Origin of the sequence: Phaeocystidibacter marisrubri, from assembly GCF_008933165.1 — a bacterium.
Taxonomy (GTDB): domain Bacteria; phylum Bacteroidota; class Bacteroidia; order Flavobacteriales; family Schleiferiaceae; genus Phaeocystidibacter; species Phaeocystidibacter marisrubri.
This window is the reverse complement of sequence record NZ_WBVQ01000002.1, coordinates 747,098-762,610: the sequence shown is the minus strand read 5'-3', so window position 1 is coordinate 762,610 and position 15,513 is coordinate 747,098. Positions and strand designations below refer to the sequence as shown.

General features: G+C 45.9%; 17 protein-coding genes and 1 tRNA gene. 12 read left to right on the top strand and 6 right to left on the bottom strand.

Annotated elements, in window-relative coordinates; all coding sequences use genetic code 11:
* Positions 1-3: 3 nt before the first annotated feature.
* The 3 genes from panD to radA are packed head-to-tail and all read left to right on the top strand — an operon-like array spanning position 4 to position 2,745.
* The gene (gene panD / locus F8C82_RS10815; RefSeq protein WP_151693601.1) at positions 4-354 is read left to right on the top strand and encodes an aspartate 1-decarboxylase; all 351 of its coding nucleotides are present in this window, start codon (positions 4-6) and stop codon (positions 352-354) included.
* A 9-nt stretch (positions 355-363) separates the two neighbouring features.
* The gene (locus tag F8C82_RS10810; RefSeq protein ID WP_170266233.1) at positions 364-1,356 is read left to right on the top strand and encodes a lysylphosphatidylglycerol synthase transmembrane domain-containing protein; all 993 of its coding nucleotides are present in this window, start codon (positions 364-366) and stop codon (positions 1,354-1,356) included.
* Positions 1,357-1,383: 27 nt separating this feature from the next.
* Positions 1,384-2,745, top strand: coding sequence for a DNA repair protein RadA (radA, locus tag F8C82_RS10805; protein ID WP_151693599.1), 1,362 nt, complete (start codon positions 1,384-1,386; stop codon positions 2,743-2,745).
* 187 nt (positions 2,746-2,932) lie between these two features.
* Here the strand turns inward: radA and pth are convergent, their stop codons facing one another.
* From pth to F8C82_RS10790, 3 genes are read right to left on the bottom strand one after another with little or no spacing between them, the layout of a single operon-like run.
* Positions 2,933-3,493 carry an aminoacyl-tRNA hydrolase gene (gene pth / locus F8C82_RS10800; protein ID WP_151693598.1) on the bottom strand — a complete coding sequence of 187 codons (561 nt, stop codon included), beginning with the start codon at positions 3,491-3,493 and terminating at the stop codon, positions 2,933-2,935.
* Between the two features lie 21 nt (positions 3,494-3,514).
* Positions 3,515-4,141, bottom strand: a complete 627-nt coding sequence (locus tag F8C82_RS10795) for a 50S ribosomal protein L25/general stress protein Ctc (protein ID WP_151693597.1) — start codon at positions 4,139-4,141, stop codon at positions 3,515-3,517.
* A 26-nt stretch (positions 4,142-4,167) separates the two neighbouring features.
* The gene (locus F8C82_RS10790) at positions 4,168-5,100 is read right to left on the bottom strand and encodes a ribose-phosphate pyrophosphokinase (protein ID WP_151693596.1); all 933 of its coding nucleotides are present in this window, start codon (positions 5,098-5,100) and stop codon (positions 4,168-4,170) included.
* Positions 5,101-5,297: 197 nt separating this feature from the next.
* Between F8C82_RS10790 and F8C82_RS10785 the strand changes: the two genes are divergently transcribed.
* The 3 genes from F8C82_RS10785 (at position 5,298) to F8C82_RS10775 (ending at position 7,809) form a co-directional block, all read left to right on the top strand.
* Positions 5,298-5,378: transfer RNA gene (locus F8C82_RS10785), tRNA-Leu, on the top strand.
* Between the two features lie 392 nt (positions 5,379-5,770).
* Positions 5,771-6,202, top strand: a complete 432-nt coding sequence (locus F8C82_RS10780; RefSeq protein WP_151693595.1) for a deoxycytidylate deaminase — start codon at positions 5,771-5,773, stop codon at positions 6,200-6,202.
* Entirely contained in the window at positions 6,199-7,809 is a 1,611-nt protein-coding gene (locus tag F8C82_RS10775; RefSeq protein WP_151693594.1) for a S41 family peptidase, read from the top strand. Before F8C82_RS10780 ends, F8C82_RS10775 begins: the two co-directional genes overlap by 4 nt.
* 75 nt (positions 7,810-7,884) lie before the next feature.
* Here the strand turns inward: F8C82_RS10775 and F8C82_RS10770 are convergent, their stop codons facing one another.
* Together F8C82_RS10770 and F8C82_RS10765 are read right to left on the bottom strand one after the other, a co-directional pair.
* Positions 7,885-8,133: a hypothetical protein gene (locus F8C82_RS10770; protein WP_151693593.1), complete on the bottom strand. Its 249-nt coding sequence runs from the start codon at positions 8,131-8,133 to the stop codon at positions 7,885-7,887.
* A 107-nt stretch (positions 8,134-8,240) separates the two neighbouring features.
* On the bottom strand, positions 8,241-9,785 hold the full coding sequence (locus F8C82_RS10765; protein ID WP_151693592.1) for a glycine--tRNA ligase: 1,545 nt from the start codon (positions 9,783-9,785) through the stop codon (positions 8,241-8,243).
* Positions 9,786-9,925: 140 nt separating this feature from the next.
* Here F8C82_RS10765 and trmB point away from each other — a divergent pair, with 140 nt between their 5' ends.
* The 6 genes from trmB to F8C82_RS10735 all read left to right on the top strand — a co-directional run bounded on the left by trmB (position 9,926) and on the right by F8C82_RS10735 (position 14,626).
* The gene (gene trmB / locus F8C82_RS10760; RefSeq protein WP_151693591.1) at positions 9,926-10,606 is read left to right on the top strand and encodes a tRNA (guanosine(46)-N7)-methyltransferase TrmB; all 681 of its coding nucleotides are present in this window, start codon (positions 9,926-9,928) and stop codon (positions 10,604-10,606) included.
* 101 nt (positions 10,607-10,707) lie between these two features.
* The gene (locus tag F8C82_RS10755) at positions 10,708-11,184 is read left to right on the top strand and encodes a hypothetical protein (protein ID WP_151693590.1); all 477 of its coding nucleotides are present in this window, start codon (positions 10,708-10,710) and stop codon (positions 11,182-11,184) included.
* A gap of 24 nt (positions 11,185-11,208) precedes the next feature.
* Positions 11,209-11,559: an MGMT family protein gene (locus F8C82_RS10750; RefSeq protein WP_151693589.1), complete on the top strand. Its 351-nt coding sequence runs from the start codon at positions 11,209-11,211 to the stop codon at positions 11,557-11,559.
* A complete protein-coding gene (locus F8C82_RS10745; protein WP_151693588.1) occupies positions 11,556-11,912 on the top strand; it encodes an MmcQ/YjbR family DNA-binding protein in 357 nt (118 codons plus the stop codon). The genes F8C82_RS10750 and F8C82_RS10745 overlap by 4 nt, the downstream gene beginning before the upstream one ends.
* Positions 11,909-12,541: a DUF502 domain-containing protein gene (locus F8C82_RS10740; RefSeq protein ID WP_151693587.1), complete on the top strand. Its 633-nt coding sequence runs from the start codon at positions 11,909-11,911 to the stop codon at positions 12,539-12,541. Before F8C82_RS10745 ends, F8C82_RS10740 begins: the two co-directional genes overlap by 4 nt.
* Positions 12,542-12,634: 93 nt before the next feature.
* Positions 12,635-14,626: a T9SS type A sorting domain-containing protein gene (locus tag F8C82_RS10735; protein WP_170266232.1), complete on the top strand. Its 1,992-nt coding sequence runs from the start codon at positions 12,635-12,637 to the stop codon at positions 14,624-14,626.
* On the opposite strand, the gene F8C82_RS10730 is transcribed toward F8C82_RS10735, so the two are convergent.
* Entirely contained in the window at positions 14,609-15,496 is an 888-nt protein-coding gene (locus F8C82_RS10730; protein WP_151693585.1) for a T9SS type A sorting domain-containing protein, read from the bottom strand. The two genes, F8C82_RS10735 and F8C82_RS10730, sit on opposite strands and share 18 nt — an antisense overlap.
* Positions 15,497-15,513: the final 17 nt, after the last annotated feature.

The window sequence follows — 15,513 nt, the reverse complement described above, 5'->3', positions numbered from 1 at the left end:
GCCATGTTTATTGAAGTTGTCAAGAGCAAAATCCACCGTGTAAAAGTCACGGGGGCCGACCTGAACTACGTGGGTAGTATCACGGTTGATCGCGACCTTATGGATGCTAGTGGCATCATGGAAGGGGAGAAGGTGTCTATCGTAAACGTGAACAATGGTGAGCGTTTGGATACGTATGTAATCACCGGACAACGCGGTTCAGGTGAGATTACGTTGAATGGTCCTGCAGCACGAAGAGTTCAAGCAGGGGATATTATCATCATCATTTCATACGCCACAATGACTCCAGAAGAGGCGAAGACCTTTAAACCATCTATTGTTTTCCCAAATGAGGAGAACAATTCTCTCTCTTAAATCGAGCCTTTGAATCCTCTAACCAAAAATATCCTGAAGTACACCCTTTTCGCAGTAATTGCCGCGGCATTGCTCGGATTGGCGTTCAAGAATGTAGATCCGCAAGAGCTTTGGACAGATTTAAAGCAGGCGCACTACGGATATGTTTTGGCTTCTATGATTATTGGCTATGCGGCCATTGTTTCTCGCGGCTTGCGTTGGAAACTCCTTTTGGAACCTCTAGGGTATCATCCAAAATCATGGAATAGTATTCACTCTGTTTCTACCCTTTACTTTGTGAACTTAGCCCTGCCAAGAGCAGGAGAGTTAGCCCGTTGTACCTCGCTAAATCAAGTGGAGGACATTCCGGTCAATAAGCTCTTTGGAACCGTTTTGCTAGAGAGAACAATCGATATGGTTTTTCTCATCCTTGTGTTTGGCGGCGCAGTAGTGGTCAATTTTGATTACATCGAGCAACTGTTTAACATAACAGCTTCTGGCTCAGGTGAAGAGGGTGGAAGTTCCTATATTCTCTATATCCTTCTGGGGTTAGTCGCCGCGGCGGTGTTGCTTTTCTTTGCCTTCCGCGAACGCATTCAAGCTTCTCCGCTCTTTGTTAAGGTGCGCGATTTCTATGAAGGACTGAAGGAAGGTTTTAAGGCGGTTTTCAAGATGAAGCGTCAAGCAGCCTTCTGGTTTCACAGCGTTTTCATTTGGTTGTGTTATTTCTTTATGGTGTATATCTGTTTCTTCGCTATTGATGAAACCGCACACCTGACCATTGCAGATGGACTGTTCATCATGGTAGCGGCAAGTTTGGGTATCGTTATTCCCGTACCTGGTGGAATTGGCGCTTACCATTACTTGGTAATGTCTGCTATGGTGGTTCTAGGGTTTACTTCTGAAGTAGGGCTAACTTTTGCCACTATCGTTCACAGCGGACAAACACTAATGTTGCTTGGAACAGGTGCTTTAGCAATGTTCATTTTGTACCTTGAACGACGCCTCAAGAAGAAGGCTTAATTCACTTCTAAACACTCACCTTTCGGCATGGCCAAAGTTAAAAAGGCGTGGTTCTGTCAGAACTGCGGCGCTCAGCATAGTCAGTGGATGGGACAATGTTCTCGTTGCCACGAATGGAATACGCTTGTTGAAGAGGTTCTCTCTAAGCCTGATTCAAAAGCTGTACAAAGTGGTCGCTCTGCTCTGCCAGAGAGAAAGAGTCCAACGCCCATCCGAAGCATTGCCTACGATCAAACGGTGAGGAGTGGTACAAACGACAATGAACTTGATCGGGTATTAGGAGGCGGAATTGTTCCGGGGTCGCTCATCCTTTTGGGAGGTGAGCCTGGTATTGGAAAATCGACTTTGATGCTCCAAATGGCATTGCGCTACAACTCCAGTGTTTTGTATGTTTCAGGTGAGGAGTCGGATCATCAGGTTCGTATGCGAGCGGAGAGAATCGGCATTCAGAATGACGAATGTTTCATTCTAACAGAGACTCGCACACAACACATCTTTCAGCACGCTGATAATATGCAGCCGACCTTGGTTGTGGTAGATTCCATTCAAACCTTGCACTCGGAAGCCTTGGATGCAAGTCCGGGTAGTGTTTCTCAAATTCGTGAGTGTGCAGCTGAGTTTTTGCACTTTGCTAAAACCACGGGAATTCCTGTGGTATTGATAGGGCACATCACAAAAGAGGGTAGTCTTGCCGGGCCAAAAGTGCTCGAACACATGGTAGATGTAGTCCTTCAGTTTGAAGGAGATCGTCATCATATTTATCGCCTCTTGCGCGGACAAAAGAACCGTTTTGGTTCTACTTCTGAGTTGGGTATTTATGAGATGAGAGGAGAGGGGCTTCGCGAGGTTCCGAATCCATCTGAAGTTCTTTTGTCCAACGGCAATGAACATCTGAGCGGAACGGCTATCGCCGTCATGGTGGAAGGTGTTCGACCCATGCTCGTAGAAATTCAAGCGCTTGTTTCAACCGCTGTCTATGGAACTCCACAACGTTCTTCTACTGGATTTGACGTTAAGCGCTTAAACATGCTCTTAGCGGTTTTAGAGAAGCGATGTGGCTTCCGCTTGGGAGCCAAAGATGTCTTCCTCAACGTTACTGGAGGTATTAAGGTAGATGATCCTGCTATCGATCTTGCTGTAGTTGCGGCTATCCTCTCTTCCGATCAAGACATGCCCATTCATCATTCCATTTGCTTTGCCGGAGAGGTTGGCTTAGCAGGAGAAATCCGTCCATCTAGCCGAATAGATCACCGGGTTAACGAAGCGGCAAAATTGGGCTTCGAACGCATGCTTATCTCCAAATCGGCCCAACTCGAAAAAGTTCCAAACGGAATCGCCGTTGCCAAAGTGGGTAAGGTTGAGGATGTGGTGAGGGATTTGTTTGGTTGATCGTCCTAAGTTCGGTGTTCCGTGTTAGGAGTACTGGATGGAAGCGGATGACCGTCTGTATGGAGCAAGGCTGTTTCTTAGAGATAGGGAGTTGTGGGGAAAGAAAACACCTTCTGAGGAACAACAAGCCTGGATAATAATGTGTTGTTTCGTACAGGTCAACTAGGGATCCTGTACAAAATACTCACTACCCATTAAACTGATTCATCGTAATCTGTGGCCCGGCCAATGCAAAGCTTTGAATGGCTTCTGTGGCTTTTTTGATGCGGGGTTGGAGGTTTTTCCATTCCTCTTCGGTCCATTTACCCAGGACGAAATCTACTTGTTGACCTTTGGAAAATTCGTTTCCAATGCCAAAGCGAAGTCGAGGATAGTCGGATCTGCCCAAGAGTTGTTGGATGCTTTTGAGGCCGTTGTGACCTCCGTCTGAACCTTTGAGTTTCATTCGGATGGCGCCCAAGGGTAGGGCGAGTTCGTCCACCACAACGAGGATATTCTCGAGTGGGACCTTTTCTGTTTCCATCCAATAGCGGACTGCTTTGCCGCTAAGGTTCATGTAGGTATTGGGTTTCACCAGAATAAGCTCACGTCCTTTCACACGAACTCGCGCCACATCTGCGTAGCGTTCTGAAGAAAAAGAAGAGGTGTCGGACGCCAAAGCATCCAACACCTCAAATCCAATGTTGTGTCGGGTGCGGTTGTATTCCGCTCCCGGATTCCCTAGTCCGAAGATCAAGAACTTCTTCAAGCCGACCTTCTTTGTAGATTATTATTCTGCAGTTGCTTCAGCAGCTGGAGCTTCAGCGCCTTCAGCAGCATCGTCACCTTCTTCTTCGTCTGTATCTTCAACAGCGTTACGAGCTGTTTTGATAGTTACGATGACAGCTGACTCAGCGTTCAATACAGCGTATTTGTCAGTCTTAACTGCGCCTACGCGGATTGCTTGGCCGATGCGAAGGTCTGTGATATCAAGCTCAATAGAAGCTGGGATATCTTGTGGAAGAGCCTTCACTTTAAGGTAGCGCAAGAAGTGCTTCAACTTACCACCATTACGTACACCACGGGCATTACCGTTCAAACGTACTGGGGCTTGTACTGTTACTTCTTTACCTTCTACAAGTTCAACTAGGTCCATGTGAACGAGCTCGTCGGTCAATGGATCAAATTGCATGTCTTGAACTACGGCTTCAACCTTCTTTCCGTCAAGCTCGATTTCTGCTTTGTGTACCATAGAGGTGTACACAAGGTCGCGGAAAGCGAGGATTGGAGCTGAGAAGTGGATGGTTTCTTCACCACCGTAAACAACGCATGGAACTTGACCTTCTTTGCGAAGGTTTTTTGCGTATTTAGTTCCGAGATCGGTGCGAACCGTACCCTTGATAGCGATTGAATTCATTACTACTATCGATTAAGATTCCCTGATTACATTACAAAGTGTCCGCTAATAGACTCATGGTGGTGAACTTTCTTCATTACTGAAGCAAAGATTTCAGCCACGCTGAGAACGCGGATTTTATCGCTCTCTCGACTGCCTGGTAGGGTATCGGTAATTACCAATTCTTCCAAAGCCGAGTTTTCAATTCTTTCAATGGCGTTTCCAGAAAGAACTCCGTGCGTACAATATGCACGAACGCTCTTCGCGCCTTTTTCCAACAACATATCGGCAGCCTTCGTCAATGTTCCGGCTGTGTCTACCATATCGTCGAGCAATACGATGTTGCGATCTTTAACATCACCAATTACGGTCATCTTATCAATCACATTCGCTTTCTTACGCTGCTTGTAGCAAATCACTACTTCTGCACCCAACTGATTGCCGTAAGCGTTTGCACGCTTCGAACCTCCCATATCTGGAGATGCAATCGTCAAGTTGTCCAATTTCAAGGCCTCGATATCTGGAAGGAAAAGGCTGCTTGAGAACAAGTGATCTACTGGTACTTCGAAGAAACCTTGAATCTGATCTGCGTGTAGATCCATGGTCATGATTCGAGTGGCACCTGCTGCGGTCAAAAGATTAGCCACCAATTTCGCCCCAATCGGTACACGTGGCTTGTCCTTGCGGTCCTGACGTGCAAGTCCGAAATAAGGAATAACCGCGGTGATGTGTTTTGCAGATGCACGTTTTGCTGCATCAATCATCTGAAGAAGCTCCAACAAGTTCTCTGCTGGTGGGTTGGTAGATTGAACGAGAAATACTCGTCCGCCTCTTACCGTTTCTTCAAACGACGGCTGGAACTCTCCATCACTGAATTCCGTAATCGCAACCTCACCTAAGGGTTGTCCATACGCTTCAGCAATGCGCTCTGCTAATGCCTTTGTTCCGCGTCCTGCAAAAATCTTCGCCGATGGTATCATATTCGATTTTTCGTGGCTGGATCTTTAATGATCTTTAAACCTTTGAAACTGTTATGCTTTCACATTCATCCAAAAGGGCTGCAAATGTAATAAACTTTAGCAGAAAGATGGGTGCCTGGTAAACTATTCGATAAATTTTTTCGTCAGACACTTGCATAACCACATTTCTATGTTGTAGTTTTGCCCGCTCATCAGGAGCCCAGGTGGCGGAATTGGTAGACGCGCACGACTCAAACTCGTGTACCACTGGTGTGCGGGTTCGACTCCCGCCCTGGGCACAAAAGCCTCTCGAATCTTTCGGGAGGCTTTTTTATTTCTACCTCATCCCCTCTCTTTCGTAGGTGCTAAAATACAATATGTCAGCGGTTTGTAAATGGTCTTTGGCCTTTTCTTCTGATGGAATGTCACGGGGTTCCATGCGTATTTTGACGTGAGCTCACCTCTACAATCAACACTTGTCTACACATATTCGCACTTTTCTCTAATCTTCGAAATGCGCTGTTCTTTCAGATCTTCGTGGCGTACTTTTCATAGAGAAAGAACTTTTTCCCTCAGATTTTGTCTCTTTGAGAATGACATTTTCCTCTATTTAACAGGAGGTGTTTCAAAATGCTACCTTTGAAGTCTTATCTCTATTTGAGCTGACAACAATTACATCCTCTTTCGTTTCATGGTGAGCCAAAAACAACGCAAGTACGATTTCGCCTATCTCAGAATGGCGCAGGAATGGGCCAAACTTTCTTACTGTAACCGTCGCCAAGTGGGTTCACTCTTGGTGAGGGATCGCATGATTATCAGCGATGGGTACAATGGAACACCTTCGGGTTTTGAGAACATCTGTGAAGATGAAGAAGGGTACACGAAGTGGTATGTGCTTCATGCGGAGGCTAATGCAATTACCAAGGTTGCATCGTCTAATCACTCCTGCGATGGCGCTACACTATATCTCACCATGTCCCCATGCAAGGATTGTAGCAAGTTGATTCACCAAGCGGGTATAAAACGATTGGTGTACATCGAACGTTACAAGGATACTTCCGGATTAGAGTTTCTAGAAAAGGCGGGAGTAGAGGTGTGTCAGCTCAACCCAGATGACGAATGAAAGCAAGACAGATTTACTTACCTATGATTATTGCCGCAGCTGTTGTTGTGGGAATGTTCGTGGGGTCTAGATATAATTATCCAGCTCGACCCAACGAGGAGTCGAAGCAGCAGAAGATCCGTCAGATTATTGATTATATCGACTACAAGTATGTGGTGGATGTGAATACAGATAGTCTCTTGGATCTCACCATTCGCGATATGCTTCACAAGTTGGACCCTCATAGCTCTTATATCTCTCAAAGAGATGTTCAAGCACAAGAGGAATCTATCCAAGGGAGTTTTGATGGGGTTGGAATTGAATTCCGCGTTCGTAAAGACACCGTAACTGTGATTCGCGTCATTCCCGAAGGACCAGCAATGCGGGCTGGCTTGAAAGCGGGAGATCGAATTATCGCCATTGATGATCTAAGTGTGATTGGCGATTATGAAACGACGGCTCCTTTGGTGGAAACGCTGCGCGGACCTTCTGGAGAAGAGGTTTATGTGGAAGTGATGGGAAGAGGTGAGACGCTTTCGCGCTCCATCGCGATTACCCGAGGACCAATTCCGATTCACTCTGTAGATGTGAGCTACATGTTAAACGACTCCGTGGGGCTGGTTAAGGTGAATCGATTTGCGGATAACACCATGGATGAATTCAACTTCGCCATTCGAAGTTTGGAACGCCAGGGGATGAATACCCTCATTTTGGATTTGAGAGATAATCCTGGAGGCTTGTTGGAAAGTGCAAAAGACATGGCCGATGCATTCCTTTCTGAAGGTAAAACCATAGTGTATACGGTGGACAGAGATGGAGAGAAGCACACGTCAACTGCTACCAATAGAGGAATCTTTGAATACGGTGAAGTGGTGGTGTTGGTGAACGAATCTTCTGCGAGTGCATCTGAAGTGGTAGCGGGAGCGCTGCAAGACAATGATAGAGCGATCATTGTTGGTCGACGCACTTTTGGCAAAGGGCTGGTTCAGCAAGAAATGTCCTTGAACGATGGATCTCGCATGCGCCTAACCACATCCAAATACTATACTCCAACGGGAAGAAGTATTCAGAAACCGTATGACAATGGATACGATGCCTATCAAATGGACAATATTCAGAGAATTGAAGATGGAGAGCTCTTCCGTCCAGATAGCTCTAAGTTTGATCACGATGAGCGCTTTGTAACCGAAGGTGGAAAGGTAGTATATGGGGGAGGCGGAATTATGCCAGATATCTTTGTGCCAATAGACAGCTCCATATTTACCTATGGCATGCTCTACCATCAGTTCGGGTATTCGCGTCTTTCGGATTTCGCCTTTGATTACGTGGATTCACGAAGAGCCGAATTCGGAGGTGTCAATCGCCGTGACTTTATCGATTCGTGGAATGTGCCGCAAGATTTGTACTTGGAGTTGTTGGAGAAGCTCGATGTGCTGAAGTACGAAGAGCGAATTGACGACGAAATGCGCGCCTTTATTGAACTTCGATTAAAAGCGGTGATTGCCGAAACAGTGTGGGGTAAGGATGGTTACTATCCAGTGGTATTCCAAACAGACCCAGTGATCAAATCGGCTTTGCTGTCGGTAGGTGCTTACAGCGATACGATTCCGAGACCAGAGCTTCCTTAAAAGGGAAAGAGCATCAATAAAAAACCCCGACATGCATCGGCATTGTCGGGGTTCATTTTTTCTTCTGGAGAAGAATTACATGTGGTCGTGACCTTCATGATCGTCAACAGCCTCATCAGTAGCTTCTTCTACTGAATCCATAGCTGCTTCAGCTTCGTCAGCTACTTCTTCAACTGCTTCTTCAGTTGCTTCAGCAGCATTCTCAGCTCCTTCTTCTACATTCTCGATAGCAGTATCAACTGCTTCACCTGTAGATTCTCCATTGTTACAAGCTACCATTGCAGTCATAGCAAGAGCGGCAGCGAAAAGACTTACTTTTTTCATGTCTCGTTGAATTAGTGAGTTAAGCTCAGGAAACGGGCGCAAAAGTAAAATTATTTATGACCTACGCAAGTCTCGACAGTAGATTCTTACAGGGATTAAAGCCTTTTTTACAACTTTTTCAAGAGTGTTTCCATGCTTACTAGCTCTCTTAGTCTTTGGTTAAGAGAGTCTATACTCACCCTTTCTTGCTCCATAGAATCACGGTGACGGATCGTTACCGTTTTATCCTCAAGGCTGTCGTGGTCTACAGTTATACACAATGGTGTACCCACTGCATCTTGTCGGCGGTATCGTTTTCCAATCGCATCTTTCTCGTCATATTGGACTTGGAAATCAAACTTGAGATCGTTGAAAATCTCACGAGCCAATTCAGGCAAGCCATCTTTTCTCAACAAAGGCAGAATTGCAGCTTTGATTGGTGCAAGGGGAAGAGGTAGGCGAAGTACCGTACGTGTGCTTCCATCTTCTAAGGTTTCTTCCGTGTAGGCCGTGGCTAGGGTCCCTAAGAAGAGACGGTCTAGACCTACCGAAGTTTCCACCACATAAGGCACGTAGTTCTTGTTGATTTCTGGATCGAAGTACTGTAACTTCTTACCGCTCATTTCTTGGTGACGGCCCAAGTCGAAGTCGGTGCGTGAGTGAATTCCCTCTAGCTCTTTGAAGCCAAATGGGAAGTTGAATTCGATATCAGCCGCCGCATTGGCGTAATGCGCTAGTTTGTCATGGTCGTGGAAGCGGTAGTTGTCTTCGCCCAAGCCCAACAATTTATGCCACTTCATGCGGTGCTCCTTCCAGTACTCGTACCACTTCATTTCTTCACCCGGACGAACGAAGAATTGCATCTCCATTTGTTCGAATTCGCGCATGCGGAAAATAAACTGGCGAGCCACGATTTCGTTTCTGAATGCCTTACCGATTTGGGCAATTCCAAATGGAATCTTCATTCGGCCTGTTTTCTGAACGTTCAAGAAGTTCACGAAGATACCTTGTGCGGTTTCCGGACGGAGGTAAAGGTCGCTGGCATCTTCAGCAACAGAACCCAATTTAGTTCCGAACATCAAGTTGAACTGACGAACTTCAGTCCAGTTTTTTGAACCTGAAATAGGGCAAGTAATCCCTTCGTCTTCAATTAATTGCTTGAGGTCTGCCAAGTCGTTCTCTTCCAATGCCTTCACAAAGCGAGTGCGGATAGCATCTACTTGATCCACATACTTCAATACGCGAGGATTGGTCTTGCGGAACATGGCTTCATCAAAAGACTCTCCAAAGCGCTTTGCTGCTTTTGCAACCTCTTTGTCGGCTTTTTGATTGATCTTCTCCATGTGATCTTCAATCAAGACATCTGCGCGGTAACGCTTCTTGCTGTCTTTGTTGTCAATCATCGGATCGTTAAATGCATCTACGTGACCTGATGCTTTCCACACAGAAGGGTGCATGAAAATAGCCGAGTCGATTCCCACGATGTTTTCGTGAAGCTGAACCATGCTTCTCCACCAATACTCTTTGAGATTGTTCTTGAGGAGAGCACCATTTTGACCGTAGTCGTATACAGCACTAAGGCCGTCATAGATCTCACTACTTTGGAATACAAAGCCGTATTCTTTGGCGTGACTAATTACATTCTTAAACTGGTCTTCCGGTTGTGCAGCCATGAATGACGTGTATAATTGGATGGATTCGTACTAAAATCAGCGGCAAAGGTAAATATTTAGGAGGGATGGAAGAGGGCCGTTAACAATTCGCTCTGCAGGTGCTTTGCGCATGTTGTCCTCTGGCAGTGTATCTTTGCGCCATGGCAAAGAACAAGCTCAAAAAATTCGCGGAGAACGCTGAAATGCGTCACGTAATTGAGCCCAATTGGGCGGATGTAAATGCGGGAAATTTTCCGCTAAAGGGGAACTGGAAGAGGGACTTTTTTCAGAATGATAATCCCATTGTTGTGGAGCTCGGCTGTGGTAGAGGGGAGTATACCTTCGGATTGGCAAAGCGAAACCCCAACGTGAATTATATCGGTGTAGATATTAAGGGAAACCGAATGTGGAATGGAGCGAAGTGGGCACAGGAGGAAGGCCTTACCAACATCGCCTTTTTACGCACCAAAATTGAGCTCATCACCAATGCCTTTGCCGAAGGAGAACTCGACGAGATTTGGATCACTTTCCCAGACCCTCAAATCAAGTACAAGCGAATGAAACACCGAATGACCAATCCGGAGTTTCTTGAGAAATACAAAACGGTCCTTTCCGATAGCGGCGTGGTTCACTTGAAGTGCGACAGTGAATTCTTGCACGGATATACCCATGGTATCGTTCAAGCCTACGGTTATGTGGTAGAGGAGGCGTATCACGATATCGATTTTCAATTGAGAGAACAAGAACCCGATCACATCTTGTTTGCCATTCAAACGTATTACGAGCAAATGTGGCGCGAACAAGGGAAGGCCATTAATTACCTGCGATTCCGGTTTCAATAAGTCGGGGCCGAATAGCCTGGTCACCTGTCAATTCTGTGCCAGAAGAGTTGTAAATTGAGAAAGCAAACATTCTCAATCCTTACCTCCGAATTTACCATCCCATGAACCGCTTCTCTCTTTTCATCGCCTTCTGCGTGCTCATTTCATGGGGAGCTTCCAGTCAAGTTGTAACGGATGGCGGCGATGAGTCGATGTTCCAAATGAGACGAAATACTGTACTCGCTGAAGGGATACTAGTGTGGCCAGCGGTGTATTATGAGCGTGCATTTCCAGTAGGAGATCAAGTGGCCTTTAACGTGGGAGGAGGAGTGGTTCCTGCGGTAGATGTAAATCGACTTTGGCCCGCCGTCCGATTGGGTATTTTAGCAGGAACAAATCGTCATATGGTAGAAGTTTCACTTTTGCGGATTTTCGACTTTACACGCGAATCGGATTTGCCGGAAGTATTGCCATTCTTCGGGTATCGATATACGAGCAGAGGAGGTCTTCACCTTAAATTGGGGATGATGCTCTACACAAAGAACAATGATTTCATCCCCCCTATTTTGCCGACATACTCAATAGGGTATTCATTCTGAAACACTGTAATACAGCGTAATCCCATGTCTGATTTCTTCGAAAGAGTATATGCCGTGGTGGTCCAAATTCCCGAGGGAAGAGTCACCAGCTACGGTGCTATTGCCCGCGCTATTGGTGCGCCTGGGAGTGCGCGGACCGTTGGATATGCCATGAATGCCTCACATAATAATCCAGAGATTCCGGCGCACCGAGTGGTTAACCGCAATGGCTTATTAACGGGCAAACACCACTTTGAAGGTACGCGACTTATGCAGCAACTATTAGAAAATGAAGGGGTGAAGGTGGTGGATGATCAGATTCAAAATTTTTCGCAGCATTTTTGGGATCCTATTTCGGAACTTGGTCTCGATGAAACGCTAAACACGAAGGAATGAATGTAGAAGAATTGCGTTCGTATTGCATACAGTTAAAGGGAGCAACGGAGTCGTTTCCATTTGATGAAGAGACTTTGGTTCTCAAAGTGATGGAGCAAAAAATGTTTGCAATCATTCCACTGGAAAGCCCTCATGCCTCTATTTCACTTAAATGCAATCCAGAGAGAGCTATTGAACTCAGAGAGGAATACGAGGGAATCCAACCCGGCTGGCATTTGAACAAGGTTCATTGGAATAGTGTGAATGCCGAACAGGTGCCGGCAGATTTGGTGCGTGAACTCATCGACCACAGTTACGACTTGATCGTATCCAGCTTGACGAAGAAACTTCAGCGCGAACTCAGTGAATTATGAAAAAGATATTTAAGTACTTCCTACAAGGCTTGCTGTACACGGCACCCGTAGCCATTACCTTCTACTTCTTTTACGAGATTTTCTACTATTTAGACCACTTGATTCCAACAGAGGAGTTGGAATCAGAGGATTCGGTATTTGGTCCTCTTGCTACCTTCTTCCAAGCCGTTAAAGGCATTCCAGGAATTGGTATCCTGATTATTTTTATGGGGATAACGCTCGCCGGATTTTTGGGGAATTATCTCTTGCGCTTTCCGCTGTTCAATTGGTTTGAGAGTCGATTTGAACGCGTACCACTTTTCAATTTGGTGTACTCGTCTATCAAAGACGTGATCAAGAATTTTACCGGGCAAAAACAGGGATTTAAGAAGCCGGTTGTCATCAAGCTCTATGAGAATTCCGAAATCCGCAGATTGGGTTTTGTCACTGATGAATCATTGGACTTGATGAAGGATGATGAGAACGCTTTGATTACTGTTTACGTTCCACACTCTTTCGCTATTTCAGGCCAATTGTTCTTGGTGCCACCTCGCTATGTCACTCCAATTAGTGAGAATTCAGCAGATGTGATGAAGTATATTCTCGCTGGGGGGATTACAGACGTCGGAAATGAAAAGGGTGAGGAGTAATACGTTACTTGGATAACTGCTTTTCTTGGGTTAAGGTCTTACAAGGGTATTGGATTTTCTGTGCTACCTTGCATGGGCACAAAAATTAAACCCATGAAGATATCTACACTCATGTCAGGAGCACTGCTACTTAGCTCCTATCTGTCTTTTGCGGGGCCGGGTGATTCCACGGTGGTTCGCGCAATGGATCATATGGATCTCACCTGGTACGGTTCGTATTCAGATACGGCCACCCTTCCTAGCCAAGCAACTTCCTATAACAAGATACTTATGGTTTATACCATGGGCTGTGCTTCTGGTGGTTGTAGCGATTGGGATTATACCACCCAAATCAACCTGTATGAACCAACTGGAATGATGGACTCATCAGTTGCATCGTTAGATACCATCTCCACCAACCCACTAGTTATTGATACCACTTGGAATGTTTTCGAGGTGAATAGGACGTGGGAATTGGGTAGAGTAATTACTCCGTACGGTGGTTACATGCGTCAGGGATCGGCGGGTTACAACAATTCGTGGGAGCATCCATTTGTGTTTGATGTCACCGATTTTGCACACCTGCTTCACGATACCGTAGCGATTGCAGCTGCCTACAAAGGATGGAGTTCGGGCTTTAGTGCTACCGTTGATTTCATTTTTATTGAAGGAACTCCAGCCCGACCTGTCGTTCAAATGAATCAGGTCTATTCTCGCTATGGGCAGTATATCCAAACAGCAACATTTGAAAGCAATGTATTGCCTCCAGTAACAGTTCCAGTAAATCCGAATGCCGTTGATGGTGTTTTCCGCTTTACGCCAACTGGTCACGGTTTTGTGAATGCATTGAACTGTGCGGAATTCTGTAATAAACACTTCACCCTCTACAAAGACGGTGCTCAAGTGGCTCGTCACGATATGTGGAGAGACGATTGTGGTATGAACCCTATCTACCCACAAGGAGGAACATGGTTGTACGATCGTGCCAACTGGTGTCCGGGCGATGATGCCATCATTTTCCAAGATGAGATTGGAAGCCTTTCGGGGCTTTCTCAAGTAGAAATGAACGTAGACGTGGAAGCATACTCGTATACTGTGCCTTCAGGTGAAACTCCTGCAGGATACGAACTGGAGGGTGTTTTGGTTCAATACGACGATTTCCAGATTGATGTAGATGGGGAGATAACAGATATCATCGCTCCAAACAACAATGTGGAATTCCGCAGATACAATCCCGCCTGTCGCCAAGCCATGGTTCGCATTACAAACCGTGGAGGCGATACACTCACAAGCGCTGTGATTCGTTACGGCATTCCAGGTTCATGGATTCAGCATTATACTTGGTCGGGTTCATTGGCTTATGGCGAATCTGAAGTGGTTACCATGCCAATGGTTGGACCTTGGCCTTGGGCTAATGCTCAGAGCGGTGAGTTTGAAGCACACATCGATGTAGCGGGAGATCAGGTGGCCTACAACAATGACAAGTTCAGTCAGTTTGATATCCCTACAGTTCACCCTAGCAACATGGTGATTGTGACGCGCACCAATGCGGCTGGCAATGAAACACATTGGGAGCTTTTCAACGACGCAGGTCAGATCGTAGCTTCACGCGATGGCTTGAGCAGTAACCAGTTCTTTTATGATACGCTCGACTTGCCGAGTGGTTGTTACGAATTGCGTGTTATGGACCGTGGCAAAGACGGACTTTCTTGGTGGGCTAACAATGATGGAGCTGGATATGTGCAACTCCGCAACAACGGAGGTACAACTCCATTGTTCCTAAAACTTCAGGCAGATTTCGGGACAGAGATTCGCCACATGTTCACCATTGATGGTGAGCTTTCCGTTAGTGAACACAACCTCGATGAATTTCTCGATGTAGCTCCGAATCCGAGTAACGGAATTTTCGAAATGCTGTACTCAGGAGATGCATCTCCCCAAGCATGGGTTGTTACCGATCTTCAGGGCAGAGTCATTGCTCAATCACATGGAGAAATAGACGTTCGCACAATGATCGATCTCAGTTCGGAAGCAGTGGGAATGTACGTGTTACGCTACACAACCGACCACGGAACCATCACCAAAAAATTAGTGATTAATCGCTAGTTTTTCGCGGTGAACAAGTTGATCTCCTTCAAACAGGAGCACCGTATATAATCCAGAAGGCAGATGCTGAACAGAGAGTTCGGCATCTGCCTTTTTTCTTTCTACTACCTGTCCATTAACATTGATTATTTCTACAAATCCATCCTGAAGAGGGCTGGAGAAATAAACCATTCCTGAGGTCGGATTAGGGTAGATTGTCCTCGTGTTCTTCTGGTTTTCGGAAGTAGAGAAGTTGCTATATCCACATTGATATTCGCCCACTGTTGGAAAGTAAGAGGTATCATTCACACTCGCGCAATCCAAATAGTCTAAGCAGTCGATTCCTTGGTAGTTATGCTCTAGGAATCCTCGCAGGTTGCCAATGCCATAGACCCAATATTGTCGGGAGTAAACGGAAGAGTCTTGAAATTCGTTGAGTCCGAGGATGAGTGAATCTGAAGAGAGATTCCAGAAGGTGCCATTATCGGTAGTGTCTAATACGACGTAATCTCTCAAATAATTGGAGCTTCCAAATTTGGAGGAATAGACATTTCGAATGGTGTCTCCTATTTCTAAAGAGAAATCTAGGAAAATGTATTCTGATGTGTCATTGGCCGGATATATCCACGCCCGAAGCGAGTCCGCTCGTATGCCACCCACAAATTGACTGTGGTGAATGTCGCCGAATAACATTCTATAGGTGACCCCTCCAATGGCCGTGTCTGCTGTTCCGGTTGAATAGTAGGAAAAGCGAAACTGAGGTGGACTCCATTCGTTGTCTATGCACTCGTTTGCGTTGATCCAAGTGGCATTATCTAACGGAATACACGTGGTTTGCCCCAATGTAAAAAGTGAGAAGCCAAAGAGGAATAGGGTAAGTAGACTTTTCATAGAGAGAGATTTAGCTC

Excerpts from the sequence above, each read along its gene's own strand:
- panD (WP_151693601.1), top strand. The coding sequence starts at position 4 with ATGTTTATTGAAGTTGTCAAGAGCAAAATCCACCGTGTAAAAGTCACG.
- radA (WP_151693599.1), top strand. The coding sequence starts at position 1,384 with ATGGCCAAAGTTAAAAAGGCGTGGTTCTGTCAGAACTGCGGCGCTCAG.
- F8C82_RS10795 (WP_151693597.1), bottom strand. The coding sequence starts at position 4,141 with ATGAATTCAATCGCTATCAAGGGTACGGTTCGCACCGATCTCGGAACT.
- F8C82_RS10790 (WP_151693596.1), bottom strand. The coding sequence starts at position 5,100 with ATGATACCATCGGCGAAGATTTTTGCAGGACGCGGAACAAAGGCATTA.
- F8C82_RS10780 (WP_151693595.1), top strand. The coding sequence starts at position 5,771 with ATGGTGAGCCAAAAACAACGCAAGTACGATTTCGCCTATCTCAGAATG.
- F8C82_RS10775 (WP_151693594.1), top strand. The coding sequence starts at position 6,199 with ATGAAAGCAAGACAGATTTACTTACCTATGATTATTGCCGCAGCTGTT.
- F8C82_RS10770 (WP_151693593.1), bottom strand. The coding sequence starts at position 8,133 with ATGAAAAAAGTAAGTCTTTTCGCTGCCGCTCTTGCTATGACTGCAATG.
- F8C82_RS10765 (WP_151693592.1), bottom strand. The coding sequence starts at position 9,785 with ATGGCTGCACAACCGGAAGACCAGTTTAAGAATGTAATTAGTCACGCC.
- trmB (WP_151693591.1), top strand. The coding sequence starts at position 9,926 with ATGGCAAAGAACAAGCTCAAAAAATTCGCGGAGAACGCTGAAATGCGT.
- F8C82_RS10755 (WP_151693590.1), top strand. The coding sequence starts at position 10,708 with ATGAACCGCTTCTCTCTTTTCATCGCCTTCTGCGTGCTCATTTCATGG.
- F8C82_RS10750 (WP_151693589.1), top strand. The coding sequence starts at position 11,209 with ATGTCTGATTTCTTCGAAAGAGTATATGCCGTGGTGGTCCAAATTCCC.
- F8C82_RS10745 (WP_151693588.1), top strand. The coding sequence starts at position 11,556 with ATGAATGTAGAAGAATTGCGTTCGTATTGCATACAGTTAAAGGGAGCA.
- F8C82_RS10740 (WP_151693587.1), top strand. The coding sequence starts at position 11,909 with ATGAAAAAGATATTTAAGTACTTCCTACAAGGCTTGCTGTACACGGCA.
- F8C82_RS10735 (WP_170266232.1), top strand. The coding sequence starts at position 12,635 with ATGAAGATATCTACACTCATGTCAGGAGCACTGCTACTTAGCTCCTAT.
- F8C82_RS10730 (WP_151693585.1), bottom strand. The coding sequence starts at position 15,496 with ATGAAAAGTCTACTTACCCTATTCCTCTTTGGCTTCTCACTTTTTACA.